This is a genomic window from Flavobacterium longum (assembly GCF_965137575.1).
GTDB lineage: Bacteria > Bacteroidota > Bacteroidia > Flavobacteriales > Flavobacteriaceae > Flavobacterium > Flavobacterium longum.
Genome location: NZ_CBCRZJ010000002.1, coordinates 1 through 14,599 on the forward strand (window position 1 = coordinate 1; position 14,599 = coordinate 14,599).

At 49.6% G+C, this 14,599-nt stretch carries 11 protein-coding genes; 1 reads left to right on the forward strand and 10 read right to left on the reverse strand.

What is annotated here, in order from left to right:
* Positions 1–5,875, reverse strand: a 5,875-nt coding sequence (locus tag ACM9J1_RS03015; RefSeq protein ID WP_415580454.1) for a fibronectin type III domain-containing protein, incomplete at its 3' end; no start/stop codon positions are given.
* A gap of 179 nt (positions 5,876–6,054) precedes the next feature.
* Between ACM9J1_RS03015 and hflX the strand changes: the two genes are divergently transcribed.
* The gene (gene hflX, locus ACM9J1_RS03020; protein ID WP_415580455.1) at positions 6,055–7,281 is read left to right on the forward strand and encodes a GTPase HflX; all 1,227 of its coding nucleotides are present in this window, start codon (positions 6,055–6,057) and stop codon (positions 7,279–7,281) included.
* A 56-nt stretch (positions 7,282–7,337) separates the two neighbouring features.
* Here the strand turns inward: hflX and ACM9J1_RS03025 are convergent, their stop codons facing one another.
* The 9 genes from ACM9J1_RS03025 to ACM9J1_RS03065 form a co-directional block, all read right to left on the reverse strand.
* Positions 7,338–8,246, reverse strand: a complete 909-nt coding sequence (locus ACM9J1_RS03025) for a DUF3078 domain-containing protein (protein ID WP_415580456.1) — start codon at positions 8,244–8,246, stop codon at positions 7,338–7,340.
* Positions 8,247–8,296: 50 nt separating this feature from the next.
* Positions 8,297–8,800 carry a DUF2480 family protein gene (locus ACM9J1_RS03030; protein WP_415580457.1) on the reverse strand — a complete coding sequence of 168 codons (504 nt, stop codon included), beginning with the start codon at positions 8,798–8,800 and terminating at the stop codon, positions 8,297–8,299.
* Positions 8,800–9,123, reverse strand: coding sequence for an SUF system Fe-S cluster assembly protein (locus ACM9J1_RS03035; protein ID WP_415580458.1), 324 nt, complete (start codon positions 9,121–9,123; stop codon positions 8,800–8,802). The genes ACM9J1_RS03030 and ACM9J1_RS03035 overlap by 1 nt, the downstream gene beginning before the upstream one ends.
* Before the next feature lie 2 nt (positions 9,124–9,125).
* A complete protein-coding gene (locus ACM9J1_RS03040; RefSeq protein WP_415580459.1) occupies positions 9,126–9,548 on the reverse strand; it encodes a SufE family protein in 423 nt (140 codons plus the stop codon).
* Positions 9,549–9,965, reverse strand: a complete 417-nt coding sequence (locus ACM9J1_RS03045) for a hypothetical protein (protein ID WP_415580460.1) — start codon at positions 9,963–9,965, stop codon at positions 9,549–9,551.
* Between the two features lie 6 nt (positions 9,966–9,971).
* Complete coding sequence (locus ACM9J1_RS03050; protein WP_415580461.1) at positions 9,972–11,189, reverse strand: aminotransferase class V-fold PLP-dependent enzyme; 1,218 nt, start codon at positions 11,187–11,189, stop codon at positions 9,972–9,974.
* A 51-nt stretch (positions 11,190–11,240) separates the two neighbouring features.
* Positions 11,241–12,326: a hypothetical protein gene (locus tag ACM9J1_RS03055; protein ID WP_415580462.1), complete on the reverse strand. Its 1,086-nt coding sequence runs from the start codon at positions 12,324–12,326 to the stop codon at positions 11,241–11,243.
* Between the two features lie 86 nt (positions 12,327–12,412).
* A complete protein-coding gene (locus tag ACM9J1_RS03060; protein WP_415580463.1) occupies positions 12,413–13,582 on the reverse strand; it encodes a hypothetical protein in 1,170 nt (389 codons plus the stop codon).
* Complete coding sequence (locus ACM9J1_RS03065) at positions 13,569–14,564, reverse strand: DUF2157 domain-containing protein (RefSeq protein WP_415580464.1); 996 nt, start codon at positions 14,562–14,564, stop codon at positions 13,569–13,571. The genes ACM9J1_RS03060 and ACM9J1_RS03065 overlap by 14 nt, the downstream gene beginning before the upstream one ends.
* Between the last annotated feature and the right edge of the window lie 35 nt (positions 14,565–14,599).

The window sequence follows — 14,599 nt, forward strand, 5'->3', positions numbered from 1 at the left end:
TCTGGTTGACCGTCACCACGAAGTCGCTCTGGTCACTGCACGCGCCAAGGCTCGCCCAGATATAGATCGTCTGGCTCGAAGTGACCGAACCACCAGGGAACAACTGCGTACCCGTACCGTTAGTTCCCGTCCAATACGAATTGTCCGCAGACAACGCAGGCAATACGTACGAATCGCATACCGTAACGTCGTTCAAAATGTCGGCGGTAATTGAGCCCACGGATACCGTAAAGCTGCTCTCAGCCGTACAATTCGGCGTAGTGCCAGATTGCGCGTAGATATAAATCGTCTGATTTGTAGTGATTACATCGTTCGCAAACAACTGTGTTCCAGTTCCGCCAGGCTGTGTCCAATAGGTGTTATTGGCAGACAAAGCTGGCAATGTGTAGCTGTTACAAACAATTTGATTTCCGATGACGTCCGCAGCTGCAGTGTTTACCGTCACAGTAAATGATGCTTCGTCCGTACAAGTTCCAGACACGCCATATACGTAAATCAACTGCGTACTTGTAATGGCGTCACCCGCGTTAAGCGGCTGTCCAGTTCCTGCAGCTCCGGTAAAGTAGTTGCCTACCGCAAGTACCGGAAGTGTGTAGCTGTCGCAAACCGTTTGGTCGCCAGGGTTGGTTACCACTAACGCTCCGAAAGTAATCGTAAAACTCGCTTCGGCTGTACACAAACCATTGGCTGCGTAGACATAAATGGTCTGGTCAGTTGTGATTTCTGTATTCGCTGCCAATTGGGTTCCGGTTCCGCCCGGACCGGTGTAGTAATTGCCTACATTAAGTGCCGGAAGGAAGTAGCTTGTACATGATGTGACATTGCTCACCGGGTCAAGTACCGGCGTAGCATTTATCACAATCGCAAACGAATCTTCATCCGTGCAATTGTTGTTCGTCGCGTAAACGTACATGGTCATGCTTGACGAGATAACGTCGTTTGCATTATACATCGTACCCGTTCCGCCAGGACCATCATAGTAGTTACCAACTGTCAACGCTGGGAGCGTGTAGCTATCGCACACCGTGACATCGGCAATATCGCCCACATTCGGCGCAGCGATAATCTCGATAGTAGTTGTTGGCTGAACCGCAGCACAAGCGCCTGCAGACAAGATGTTATAACTTACTGTATATACACCCGCCGCACTAAGGCTCGGGTTAACGGTTCCTGTCAATGGATCGATAAACAATCCGAATGGAGAAGCCGAGTAATTTCCTCCTGTGGTTCCGGAGAAATTAATAGGAATCAAATTCGTATCGCTAGAGCAGTAAGCTGCCGGCGCCGGATACGAAATCGTCGCATTGACTGGAGCAGAAATTGTGATTGTAAAATCGAAATACCTTTCGTCACAACTTTCATCAGCAACCAAAGTATTTCTGACAACGTACACCCCTGGGGCTGATGCCGCGAGGTCAATCTGGCCTGTCGCAGTATCGACAAATACCAATCCTGCCGGCAATGCCGAGAACGTACCTAGTAAACTTCCAGTTACAACGGTTGGTGTTGGGTTAGCGTCTGTTGTGCAATAGGAGTTAGATGGATACGTGAAGTTTGCCTCTGGGCAACAAGCCATCTCGCCTGCTCCAGGCTGATTCGCATTGGTTTGAGTCATCGTAATGTAGCCCGGGTCGTCAGAGAAATTTGTGACCAACAGAACGTAAAACTGGCCGATTTGACCATTCGCGATATTGAATGTTTCGGTCGGAGCGGCAGAATAGCTGCAACCTGTAGTCAGTCCTGTCAACGGTACTGCACCGTTCAACGGGATACCGTTACACATCACGTCAGGATCCGTGAACGGACCCCAAGCAACATAATCAACATCAAGGTCTGGTGGTCCGCCAGGAGTAGTTGATTGCTGAATGAAATAGTTAATCGGGCCGTTTTGGATAATTTCGATAATAAAGAACCTTGGGTTCGGCGATGTAAATAAACAACCGATTTGGCCCAGATTGGTTACTCCGGTCGTATTGGTGTACTGTGTATTTGAACATGCGTTTGACGCATTCTCACAGTTCGACTGTGTAGTAACGCAAAGCGTAAAGGATGAATTTATAGGAGTATCCGATGTTGACCATACCCTGATAAAATAAGTATTGCCAGGAACCAAGTTGTTCACTGCACCTGACGTATCCGTGTAGCACTGATTCAATGTAAGCGTTCCGCAGTCTCCGCTATAAACTGCAAAGTTCAAATCGGCACCGTTCGTAATGCCCGACAATGACACGTTATGATACAATTCGCTCGCCACAAATTGGAACCAAACGTCATCGTCCGATGCGCCCGCACAACTATTGATCTGCGAAGAAGCCGTTGCTCCTGACACAGTACCTATCACAGATTGGTTACAAGAAGAGTTTGAATTCACAGGAACCATAATGGCTCCCGTACATTCGTCATTCGCTGGCAAAGTATTGAAATTAAAGGCGGCAGACCAGTTGCTTTCATCTGTATCAGAGCAAATAGCCCTTACATAGAAAGTGTATTGTGCGCCTGGCGTGAGGCCTGTAATCAGGATTGGGTTCACGCCTGCAGGTGTTCCTGAATCGGCAAAAACCGGCGGTGTTGTACCAAACGGCACCACCAAGATTTCCCACTGCGTAGCGGTTCCTGATTCTGTCCATCCCAACAAGGCCGTAGTAGACGTTATCTGCGTAGCGGTCAATTGAACCGGTTTCGGACAAGTTACCGGAACGCACGTCACGGTGCCTTCAAACAATGTTTGCCCTTGCAGGTTTCCATCACCTGGCGCGTGGTTGAAAATTGTGTCGCCCAATGTGTTTACAATCGAAACACCTACTTCATTTGCAAAGTTACCTCCGGTGTTCCAGAACAATTCAAACGGAATATTGTTACACAATGGAACAATCACCGATATCGGGTTTTGGTCGTCCGCATTGGTTGGGCCAGTCAAGGTAGCCATAACAATTCCATTCTGACTCACGGTCATGGTATTGCCATTCCAGCTGTCGCCAAATGAATCAACCATCACGAAAGTGTATTCACAAAGGTTATTCGGCAAACAAACTACGGTATTGAAGTCTGTGCCCAAGCTCCAGAAACTGCTATCAGTATCTGAACATACCGCCCTAACATAAACGGTATATTGGGTTGCAGGGTTCAAGCCTGTCAAAGTGTATGGATTGGTACTGATTAGCGTACCGTTTACCGTTGGTAGCGGTGCAGGATCAGAGGCTGGAAGCACAATGATCTCCCATTGTGTCGCGGCCGGTGTGTTGTTGTCTTGCCATGTAACGATAGCAGAATCGAGGGTAATACCTGATACGACAACATTGGTTGGCTTCAAACAAGTTGGCGGTACGCACTCACCGGTTCCTTCATACAAAGTTTGACCTTGTTGCCCCGGACCCGGAATAAGCGTGAACAATACTTCGCCAAGGAATGAAGTGATCGTAATGCCTACTTCATTGGCAAATGTACCGCCGGTGTTCCAAAACAAGTTGAATGGAATACCGTTACACAAAGCCACCTGAACCGTTACTGGGTTTTGGTCGTCCGCGTTGGTAGGGCCAGTCAAAGTGGCTACAACAACACCGTTTTGAATTACCGACATGGTGTTGCCGTTCCAACCGTCGCCGAAGCTATCGACCATGGTAAAGGTGTAAAGACATTGTTGTGCAGCCTCGCAAACGGAAGTCACGACATTCAGCGGGCCGGCTGCAGGACTAGTCTGTATTGGCGAACAAACCGCCCTGATATACACGTCATAGTTCGAGCCCGCGGCCAAACCTGGAATGGTAAATGGGAAAAACGGTGCGTCAAGCCATCCCGGATCAGTGGCCGATGGTGCAGGATCTCCGTCAGGAACGGCGATGACTTGCCATGCTGTTTCAGGACCGCCCGGTGCCCATGACACAGTAACCGAGTCAATACTCGAAGAAACCGAAGTCAGAGTCGTTGGCGGCAAACACGCCGGTGTCGCGCAATCTACGGTGCCCGTATACAATACTTGGCCCTGAAGGTTGGTGCCAGGTGTGTGTGTGAATATGGTTTGTCCGAAGTTATTGACGATGGAAACACCAACCTCGCCGGCAAAGTTACCGCCTGTGTTCCAGGTCAGGGTAAAGTCACCGTCGCAAAGCGTTACCGGAATGGTTACCGGACCTTCGCCATCGGTAAATGTTGGGCCAATGGTGGTAGTTGACACGCCTTGCGTCAAGGTCATGGTGTTGCCGTTCCAGCCGTCGCCGAAAGTATCGGTCATGACCAAGCTGTAGTTACAACCGCTCGTACAAGTAGTTGTACAGAACTGGTATGGTCCTGCCCAAGGGCTAAACGTTCCGTCACCGCAAGCTGCGCGTACCCAATACTGGTAGCATCCCAAAGTGAGCGGAATGCTGTCGGCGGTCAATTCAGTCACACCGAAGTTTGTATTTGTATTGGCTGTTACGCCCGGTGTAGTTGGCACTGAAGAACCCGGCGTCTGCACGAAAACTTCCCAAGAAGAAGCACCGCCTGGGTTACCCCAAGAAAGGTTGGCGCTTGTTGGGCCGGTACTTACTGCGCTCAACGCATTCGGCGGCGCGCAATTCAACTGCTGGATACAAAGCGTATATCCGGTAGTTTGCGGCGTCGCATTGGTGGAGATGACAATAATATATTGGTGTCCTGCTTCAACGGTAAGGCTAGCGATTTCACGGATGTTTGTGTTCGAATTCGCGACACCCGCCACGCACTCAACACCTACGTTGGCGCAACCGTCATAAACAAAAATTCCCGAGAACGTCGCGGTTGGCGTCATCGAGATGCTGATGGCTCCGGTTGTTGTCGGGGTATAAGAATAAAATACGTCGTTACCTGTCATGTAGTTGGCTGTAGTGCCAGCGCAATTGTCAGGTTGCTCTGCATCTGTCGAGTCACTATAGTTGGCCGTGTTATCGGTCGTACAATAAGGTAGCGTATCTACAACGATTGGTGACGCGCACGTCAATCCGGGCGAAGACATCGTAAAGGCAAATGGTCCTATCCATTCACTGGTAAACGTTGACTGGCAAACCGCCCGTACCCAATACTTATATTGTGTGGAAGGTGTAAACGGCACGCCCGCAGGTAAAGTCGTGGTAGCCGTGTAAGGATTGTCTGAAATTAATGTTCCCGAAGCTGGCAAAGGATCTTCAAAAGAAACGATGGCAATTTCCCATTGGGTTTGGCCCGCACCTGCAGTCCAACTCAATTGCGCCGAAGACTGGGTAATCAAGCCTGCCGCAAGGGCCGATGGATCGATACATTGCGAGTCGATCCGGACGTTGTCCACGAGCCAGCGGTCGCCGCTCAAGGCAGCATCCGGCTGGGTGTATTCCCGCACGAATGCAATGTAGCCCTGTTGGCCTGCAACCGTACTTAAGCTCACTGCTTTCTCCTCACAAACGTTGAACACTGCTACCAGTGTGGATTCGGAGAATTCCTGGATTAAGGTGTAAGCCGCCGGGTTGTTTTGCGCTGCAGACGCCGGAGCCCACATGATTTTGTACTTTGTTCCTTGGTCGCCCGTCAGCGTTGTACGGGTCAAGAACCGCAATTGACCGTTGGCCGGAATCGTAATGAGCGGCGTGGCCAAGAAGTCTTGGCTGGTGTTCAACGCCCCAATGTTTTCGCGGTTGATGTACGCCGACTGTACGCCGTCGCAGACCGTTGGAGGTGTGGTCACCGCAGTGTTGATCGTCCAGCTTTGGTTGGGCCCGACACCATTGTCGAAAATCGCCCACTGACCGTTTGAACCCAGTCCGGTGGTACCCAAATCCCAAACCGGAGCCGGCGGTGTTGCACTCTCAAAGCTTTCTTTGAACGCTGGCTGCGCAAAGCCCGCGAGAGAAAGCAATAAGGTCAGGATTAATAATGTAGTTTTTTTCATAACAACATACTTTTTTTAGTTGGTTATAGAAGATTGCAAAAAAATTTTGAGTTCCAAATTTAACAAATTTTTAGAAATACCTAGGAAAATCTCGTTTTTTAACTAATTGTGGTTAGTTATCAACAATTGGTCGTCGCGCGAGCATTTACAAATCGTACTTTTGTATTTTCAAACAGACCATGCTAGAGAAAGATACCAGAAAACTTGAGCGAACCGTTTTGGTGGGAATCATCACCCAAAGCCAGCCTGAGGAAAAGTTGCGCGAATATCTCGACGAACTTCAATTCCTAACCTATACGGCAGGCGGCGAAGTGGTAAAGCGTTTTTCGCAGAAGATGGAACGCCCAAACCCGAAGACATTCGTGGGTACGGGCAAAATGGACGAAATCCATACCTATATTAAGGAACACGATATTTCCACCGTGATTTTTGACGACGAGCTTTCACCGTCGCAACAAAAGAACATCTCGCGAGACCTCAACTGCAAAGTCCTTGACCGGACCAACCTCATCTTGGACATCTTCGCGCAACGTGCCGAAACATCGTACGCAAGAACGCAAGTAGAATTGGCGCAATGCCAGTATTTACTGCCGCGGCTTTCCGGTATGTGGACGCACTTGGAGCGCCAGAAAGGCGGCATCGGGTTGCGGGGTCCGGGCGAAACCGAGATTGAGACCGACCGCCGTATCGTCCGCGATAGGATTTCACTCTTGAAAGACAAGCTCAAAGTCATCGACAAACAAATGGCCGTACAACGCGGCAACCGTGGCGCAATGGTTCGCGTGGCGCTGGTAGGCTATACGAACGTGGGCAAATCTACCTTGATGAACGCCATTGGGAAAAGCGATGTTTTCGTAGAAAATAAACTCTTCGCGACGTTAGACACGACCGTTCGCAAAGTCGTCATCAGGAATTTGCCGTTTCTGCTTTCCGATACCGTTGGTTTTATCCGGAAACTTCCGACGCAACTGGTGGAATCGTTCAAAAGCACGCTCGACGAAGTCCGCGAGGCCGATTTGCTGCTGCACGTCGTCGATATTTCGCATCCGGATTTTGAAGACCACATCGAGTCGGTCAACCAAATCCTTTCGGAAATCAAAAGCCAGAACAAGCCCACGATCATGGTGTTCAATAAAATCGATGCTTATCATCCGGAAGTCATCGAGGAAGACGATTTGATGACCGAAAAAACAACACGTCACAACACGCTCGACCAATGGAAAGCGACTTGGATGGCCAAACTCGGCGCCGAAAACACGCTGTTCATTTCGGCGACCAATAAAGAAAACTTCGAGGAATTCAGGCACCGGGTTTACGAAGCCGTACGGAAAATCCACATCACGCGATTCCCATATAATAATTTCTTGTATCCGGATTGGGAAGATACCGTAGAAGACGCACTTTAACCAAACAAAAAATCCATCGGCAATGATGGATTTTTTTATTTTTGAAAGTACGGTAATTACTTCTTCGCCGCGTCGCCAAAGCCGTAGTTGAAGCTCACGCCGAACACTTGGCGCACCTGGAATCCACGGAATGCGTTGTCGTCGTAAATCGTCTGGAAACTAATATTGGTTGCCAGGTATTTGTTGATTTTCATTACAATGTTCAACTGGTAATCAATATCGACATTCTGAGGATCTTCGAGGTAATTGGAATACAAATTCAGGATGTTTTCGAGCGACACGTTGGCCACGATGCCTACCTTATAATATAAGGACGCATTCATACCCAATTCGTAGCGCATCGATTCGCCTTCTTCCACTCCGAAATAAGCCTCGTTCGGAAGCGTAAAAGCGGCATCAACGAAAGTCAGTTTACTGGTGGCCGGCGCGATGTTGAATTTGAAGTTGTCGTCTTTCTTGTACATGACGCCCGGACCGAAGCTCAGGTAAGCCGGCGAAAAGAAATTGGTGTACTCTTCACGTTGTTCGGCACCGTTGGCGTCTTTTGTATAGTTGTAGCCTTTAGTGAACTGCGTCCTGAAATTCATAAACGCCGAATAAAACCACCGGCTTCCGGTTTTCATTTGGCGGCCGAGCAACGAATTGATTTCGAGCCTGTCATCGGTTTTCTTGGCGAAAGAACTCGTACGGGTTTTCACGACGCCGTAAGACGCCATGATTTTGTTGTCCCAGTTCCATCCGTCTTTGTTGTAATTGATGTCATAGTTGAGGCCGAGCGTTCCGGAGATGTTGTTCTCTCCGCCGGCCAGCCAATTGTCAAACGTAGATTGGTTGAACAACGCCGAAAAATTTCCTTTGGATTTCCAGTGTTTGATCGTGTCGGTCACCGGTGCGTCCGATGGATTGGTTTGTGACCACGCAGTAAGCCCGGCCATCAAAAACAAGGTAAGGGCAAGTTTCTTCATGATTATCGGTTTTATGGTGCAAAGATACGAATGTAAACCGCTGCGGGCCATCACTTTTTCTTGAAAAGCGGTACCGCCGAACACGCTTCGCCGTACATGATGCTTTTGGCGACGGGTTGCAAAAGTTTGGTGGCGAGCAAATAAGCGCTCGTCGGCACTGGCTTTTTCGAGCAGCCTTTGATGATGACCGGCTTGTCCCGATAAGAGGAATAATCCAGCGTCGGCAACAATTCCTGGTAAAGTACCGTATCGATGGCTTCCAGATTTCCCGCGACGATTTTCTTGGCGAAAGGCGCGAGATGTGCCGTGACGAGCATGCTCGCCCAAGCCGGAACGATGGCGTCCGTGCTGCAAAAAATGGAAACGTATGCCTCCTGATAGACTGGCCAATCGTGGTTTTTCAACGCTTCGCGGAAATCTTTCTCGCGCAGGATGAATCCTTCTTCGAGCCATTGCGACAAGTCAAGACTAATGCGTTTGCCCGCCGGATAAAAATCCTCGAGGTCAAACACTTCCAGTTTGCTGGCCGCTACCCTATTGACGATTTCCTCCATTACAACATGCCGAGTTCGAGTTTCGCTTCTTCGCTCATTAAGTCTTTGCTCCACGGCGGATCGAAGGTGATTTCGACCTCAACATCCTTGATGCCGTCCACTTTTCGGACTTTTTCCTCTACTTCACGCGGCAGCGATTCGGCCACCGGGCAGTTGGGCGAGGTCAGCGTCATCAGGATTTTCACTTCGTCGTCGGTGTTGATCATCACGTCGTAAATCAATCCGAGTTCATAGATGTCCACGGGAATTTCCGGGTCGTAAATGCCTTTGAGGGTTTTGACGATTTTCTCGCCAAGGTTTTGGGTGTCGTTGTATTCTTCCATGTTTATTTCGCTTGTGATTCAAATGCCAAAGCGTACATCTTGATTTGTTTGATCATCGAAACCAATCCGTTGGCGCGCGTCGGCGACAAATGTTCCTTCAACCCGATTTCGTCTATGAAACCCATGTCGGCGGCCAGGATGTCGGCTGGTTTCTGGCCCGAAAACACACGTACTAGAATCGCAATAATGCCTTTGGTGATGATGGCGTCGCTGTCGGCCGTAAAGACGACTTTTCCGTCGTGGCGGTCTGCGTGCAACCATACTTTGGACTGGCAGCCTTTGACGATGTGGTCGTCGTCCTTGTATTTCTCGTCGATCAGCGGTAGGCTTTTCCCCAGGTCGATGACATACTGGTAACGTTCGTCCCAATCATCGAACATCGAAAACTCGTCGACGATTTCGTCTTGGATTTCCTTGATTTCCATTTACTCTGCGGGTACAAAAGTGAGCAGTTTGTCCACCAGAACCTTGAGCTTGGCGGGCGGCTGTCCGTGGTCAAACGCTTGAGATTCATAGGCTTCCTCGCCCTGCGTAACCGTCAAGGTTGCAATGGCCGCGCCGTCGTAGAAACGCGCTTCGGAAGGCGATTTCATGTCTGGGATGGTTTCCAGTTCGATGGCTTTCACGAGTGCGCCCAATTCTTTTTGATCGTCTTGGGAAAGCTTCGCGGTTTTCGGCGTGCCTTTACGTTGGTTTACGACAGACACTGCGCCGTCTTTCACCTCAATGTCCAGATACATGCCGCGCGAATGGGCGTTGTAGTGGATGGTCGTGTCTTTCAAATCCTCGCAACCATTGGCGGCCAGGAAAATGCTCATCAATAAAATGGCTACTATTTTCATGTGTTCTTAGGATAACATTCTTTTTGCTTTTTCGATGCCGGCCACGAGGATATCGATTTCTTCCTTCGTATTGTAAAACGAAAACGACGCCCGGACTGTTCCCGGGATGCAGAAAAACGACATCACCGGTTGGGCGCAATGATGGCCTGTCCTTACGGCAACGCCCATCTTATCGAGTATCGTCCCGATGTCGTACGGATGGATGCCATCGATATTAAACGAAATTACGGAAGTTTTCCGTTCTTTCGGTCCGAAAATCCGCAAGCCTTCAATGCCCGACAACTTTTCGGTGGCATAGGCGAGCAATTCCATTTCTTGTTTCTGGATGTTTTCAAACCCGATGTCGTGCATATAATCGATGGCTGTTCCCAACGCGATGCCATCGGCGATGTTGGGCGTTCCGGCCTCAAATTTATGTGGTAAATCGGCCCATGTCGAACCTTCAAAAGTAACTTCCTTGATCATTTCGCCGCCGCCTTGGTAAGGTGGCAATTTCTGGAGCCAGTTTTCCTTGCCGTATAAAATACCTACGCCGGTCGGGCCGCACATCTTATGGGCCGAAAAAGCGTAAAAGTCGCAATCCAAAGCTTGTACATCGGGTTGCATATGCGGTACCGCTTGCGCCCCGTCAATCAAGATGGCAGCGCCGACTTCATGCGCTTTGTTGATCATTTCAGCAATCGGGTTTACCGTGCCCAGCGCGTTTGAGATGTGGTTCACGGCCACCATTTTCACCTTTCCGGATGCCAATAATTTGTCGTATTCCGCCAATATCAGTTCGCCATTTTCGTCCATCGGGATAACCTTCAAGACCGCGCCAGTCTTGGCACAAAGCAACTGCCACGGAACAATGTTGGAATGATGTTCCAGCGCCGATACCAAAATCTCGTCGCCCGCTTTTAAAAATTCGGAAAAACCTGAAGCCACCAAATTGATGGCGCCGGTTGTCCCGGAAGTGAAAATGACTTCGTGGGCGTGCGAGGCGTTGATGTGCGCCCTGATTTTTTCGCGCGACGACTCGTAGGCGTCGGTGGCAATCTGGCTGAGCGTGTGTACGCCACGGTGGATGTTGGCGTTGATGACTTCGTAGTATTTCGAAATCGCATCAATCACCACTTGGGGTTTCTGCGAGGTCGCGCCGTTGTCAAAATACACAAGCGGTTTGCCGTTGACCTGTTGCGACAATATGGGAAAATCTTTGCGGATGTTGCTGATGTCAAACATGACGCAAAAGTACGAAATAACACGCGTTAATTTAGACAAACAGATGTTAAGTTAGTCCGTCATTTGCGCCTCACTCCAAGTCTGGTTTTGCGTGCCTTGGTTTCGGTTCGGGTCGTAATTTGGGTCGTTGGTCCCGATGTATTGGCCCTGATCGTTCATCCAGTATTGGCTGGAACCACTCTGTACTTGGTAACGCTGGCCGTCACTTTTGTTGACCACTGTATTTTCATCCTTGATGTAATTCAGGAAGCGATTGTGGTTGCGGTCTGACGACGCGTTTCGCTCATTGTAAGACGCCTTGATCGAATTGTTGATGGCCTCGGATTTCTCCTTGAAGATTTGCTGCTGCGTGTCGAACTGTTGCTGCCGCGCGGCCATCCGCTGGTTGTGTGCGGCCCAACTCGCGCTTTCGCGGTTCATTTCCTGTTGGTTGTATCGGTCAAAATACCGCGGGTTGTATTGCAGGCTGGCCAATCCGTCGATCAAGGTTTTCTTGGCCGATTCATAGCGCATTTTAGGCGCGTCCAGTCCGTGGCCGTAATAATTCCACATGACGGTGCCGCCCATGTCGCTAGCGCTGATGTGTAAAATCATCGCATACGGATTGCCCTTAGCGTCTTCCCATTCGCTAATGACCGCCTGATAACGCGTGCTGGATGGCCCGATCCGGTACATCATGTCCTGGATGCTGCCATCGCTTTTGGCTATCTCCGGCGCATCATACACGCGAATCAATTTTGAACCTTCCTTTTTTGCGATGGGTTCCAAGTCTTGTTTGACGATGGCTTCACCAGACATCGGTTGGCGCAACCTGCCGCCATTTTGCCGATAGACATTGGCCATCATCGGGTCTGTCGTCCAGGCGAAATTCCGCATCGGGATGTTATAAACCGAAATGCCGTTTGGGCCGGTAAACGCTGCTTTGCCGGGTTCGCTGTGCAGTTTCCAGTTTGCCGGCAAGGTCATGTGCGCCATGATTTGGCCCTTATTGTCAATGAGCGGATGCGGGATGAGTGGGGCGTTTTCGGTGGTTTCTTCAGAAGTCGATCCGTCTGCGGCTACCGTAGTTTCGGAAGTTTTTTTGTCTGTGCAAGCCAGCGCCAAGAAAATCAGGGAAAATAGAAGTGGTTTATTCATGGTGTTCGGTTTTAGCCAAAAATAAACATCCTGCGCTGCACAACAGTTTTGATTCTTGCGCCGTGACGTTCGGGATGTTGCGATTATCAGTAATTCTCGCCCGCACCGCCGCCACTGAAACCGCCGCCGCCAAATGGCATGGGCGAATCGTTCGGCATCACGTTTTTCATGTGCGCGTGAGAATTGGCGATGACCGCTTGGGCGTACGAAAGTGCTTCGCTGTCTGTGTAGCGGTCTGGCTTAAAAGTGATTCCGGTGTCATTATTTCGGATTTTCCGTATGAAAAAATAGCTGACGCCAAACAAGAGCGAACCGCCGATGGTCAGCGCCATTTCAATAGGCAATACGCTATGATAATATCGAATCGTAAAGACCGTAAAAGCAACGGCCAGCAACCCTACGATGAAAAACATCCGGTCCTTGGCCTTGATGGCATACACGAGGTAAAACGCCGGGATCAGGAAAGTAAATCCGTAGAACAGGATCGCCAAAGGAATATCTTCGCCCGGTGCGACGACTACATTCATCAGGCTTTCGGAAAGTTGTCGAACCACGAGATAATTCACCGACAAGTAGGCCAAAATCAGGCTGCACGCCTTGACCACGCCAAGTCCATTTTCGTACAGCATGTATCGTTCGGTTCCGGACAATTTCCGTGATCCGAAAAACAGCGCCACCGAAACCAACAACATCAAAAACGGCAAAAATCCGTTACTCAAAACGCCGTCTGAAATCACCAAACTGGCGAAAAAACCTGAAATCCCGATCACGCCAAACAACGCCGAAGCGGCCAAAACGTAACGAATGTACGTGAGCAACCCAACAACGCCGAGCGCCAAGAAACCGGCCGTCGCCGAATCGAGCATCACGCCAACGCCGGTCGCAAACAGCAACTGGCAACCGATGACAAACGCATCGTCCAATCCGTATGCATAATAATATTTGGCTGCCAGCAATTCGGCCATACCAAACCCAATGGCGGCGTAGAAAAAGAGCATGATTTCGTAGTGGCTTCCAAAAATGTCCATGAGATTGAGGAGTACCAACGAACTCAGTCCGCCCAAAGACGAAAATAAAAAGCAGCCCAAAAGGAAAAATGCAATCCGCGCCAAGATGTTGCTGTTGGTCTTCGGCAATTCCAGCGTCGCTTTAGCATGGACAACGTGCTCGGCCGTGACGAATCCGCCAGACTTGAGCCGCTTGAGTTCTTCGGCCAACCGGAGGTTTTCGAGCATTTCGGGATCAATCGCGGTCATCTGACTGTTGGTTGAATCGTTTGATTAATTTGATGAACAGGAAAATTGACGCGATGAAATATACCGGTGCCAGAATCGTCAACACGGTGAAAAATTCATAGAATTCGGTCGCTTCGATGAACTTCGCCATCAAGATATTTACACCAATGTATCCATACACCAAAGCAAACACAAAAAGAGAAATGGCGTTTACTTCGTGGCTTTTTCGATAAAAATAAAAACACGCGCCAGCCAAAATCGGCACCATCGCAAACCAATACGGCTCGAACATGCCTTTGATGCAGCACAATCCGGCCAAATGCAGCGCAAACGTGTCAAAGACCAGACGGAAATGCTTCTTGAGGTTTTTTCGCCAAGCATATTCGGCCCAAAAAGCCAGCAAACCCGCGAGCGCAATGCCTGTGTAGGTTTGCGCATCGGTCGTATACATGTTGTTGTCGATCACAGCGCGCGGTGTAATGGTAATCCCGACGAACGCAATCAGCCCGGTAACGCCTATGGACAGCGCGCTTCGGTTGTCGAAGTAATAACCCGAGAAGAGCGCCGCAGCCGCAGAAAGCAGCGTCATTACGCCAATGCCCGGCCCGAACGGCTCGTATTGCACTTGTACATAGCCGATGAAAATGCAACTCAAGATCGTGGCGAGCAACACCAGATAATCATACGTTGGGCTTTCAAAAAACGTTTCTTCCCAACGGAATGTCGGCGCTTTCTTGAAACAGAAATAAAAACAAATGCCGGTCATGACCAGGATCAAGGCGAGAATGGCCATATGCCCGATGCTGTCGATGTTTTGGTAAATCAAGATGCCGATGCCGGAAGTGAACAATAAAACCGCCGTGTAAAGCAAGAAAGACAATTCGTTTCGCAGCGAAAAAATCCCGAGCGAATGGTACGCTTTAATCGTAATACGCTGCTCGCCCGAAATCAATTCCCGGTCAAAAAGGGCATCGGTTAACCGGTCTTTTTCAGGTTGTTCCATAGGGTTGGTTTGTCCAAATATATCGAAAATACTTT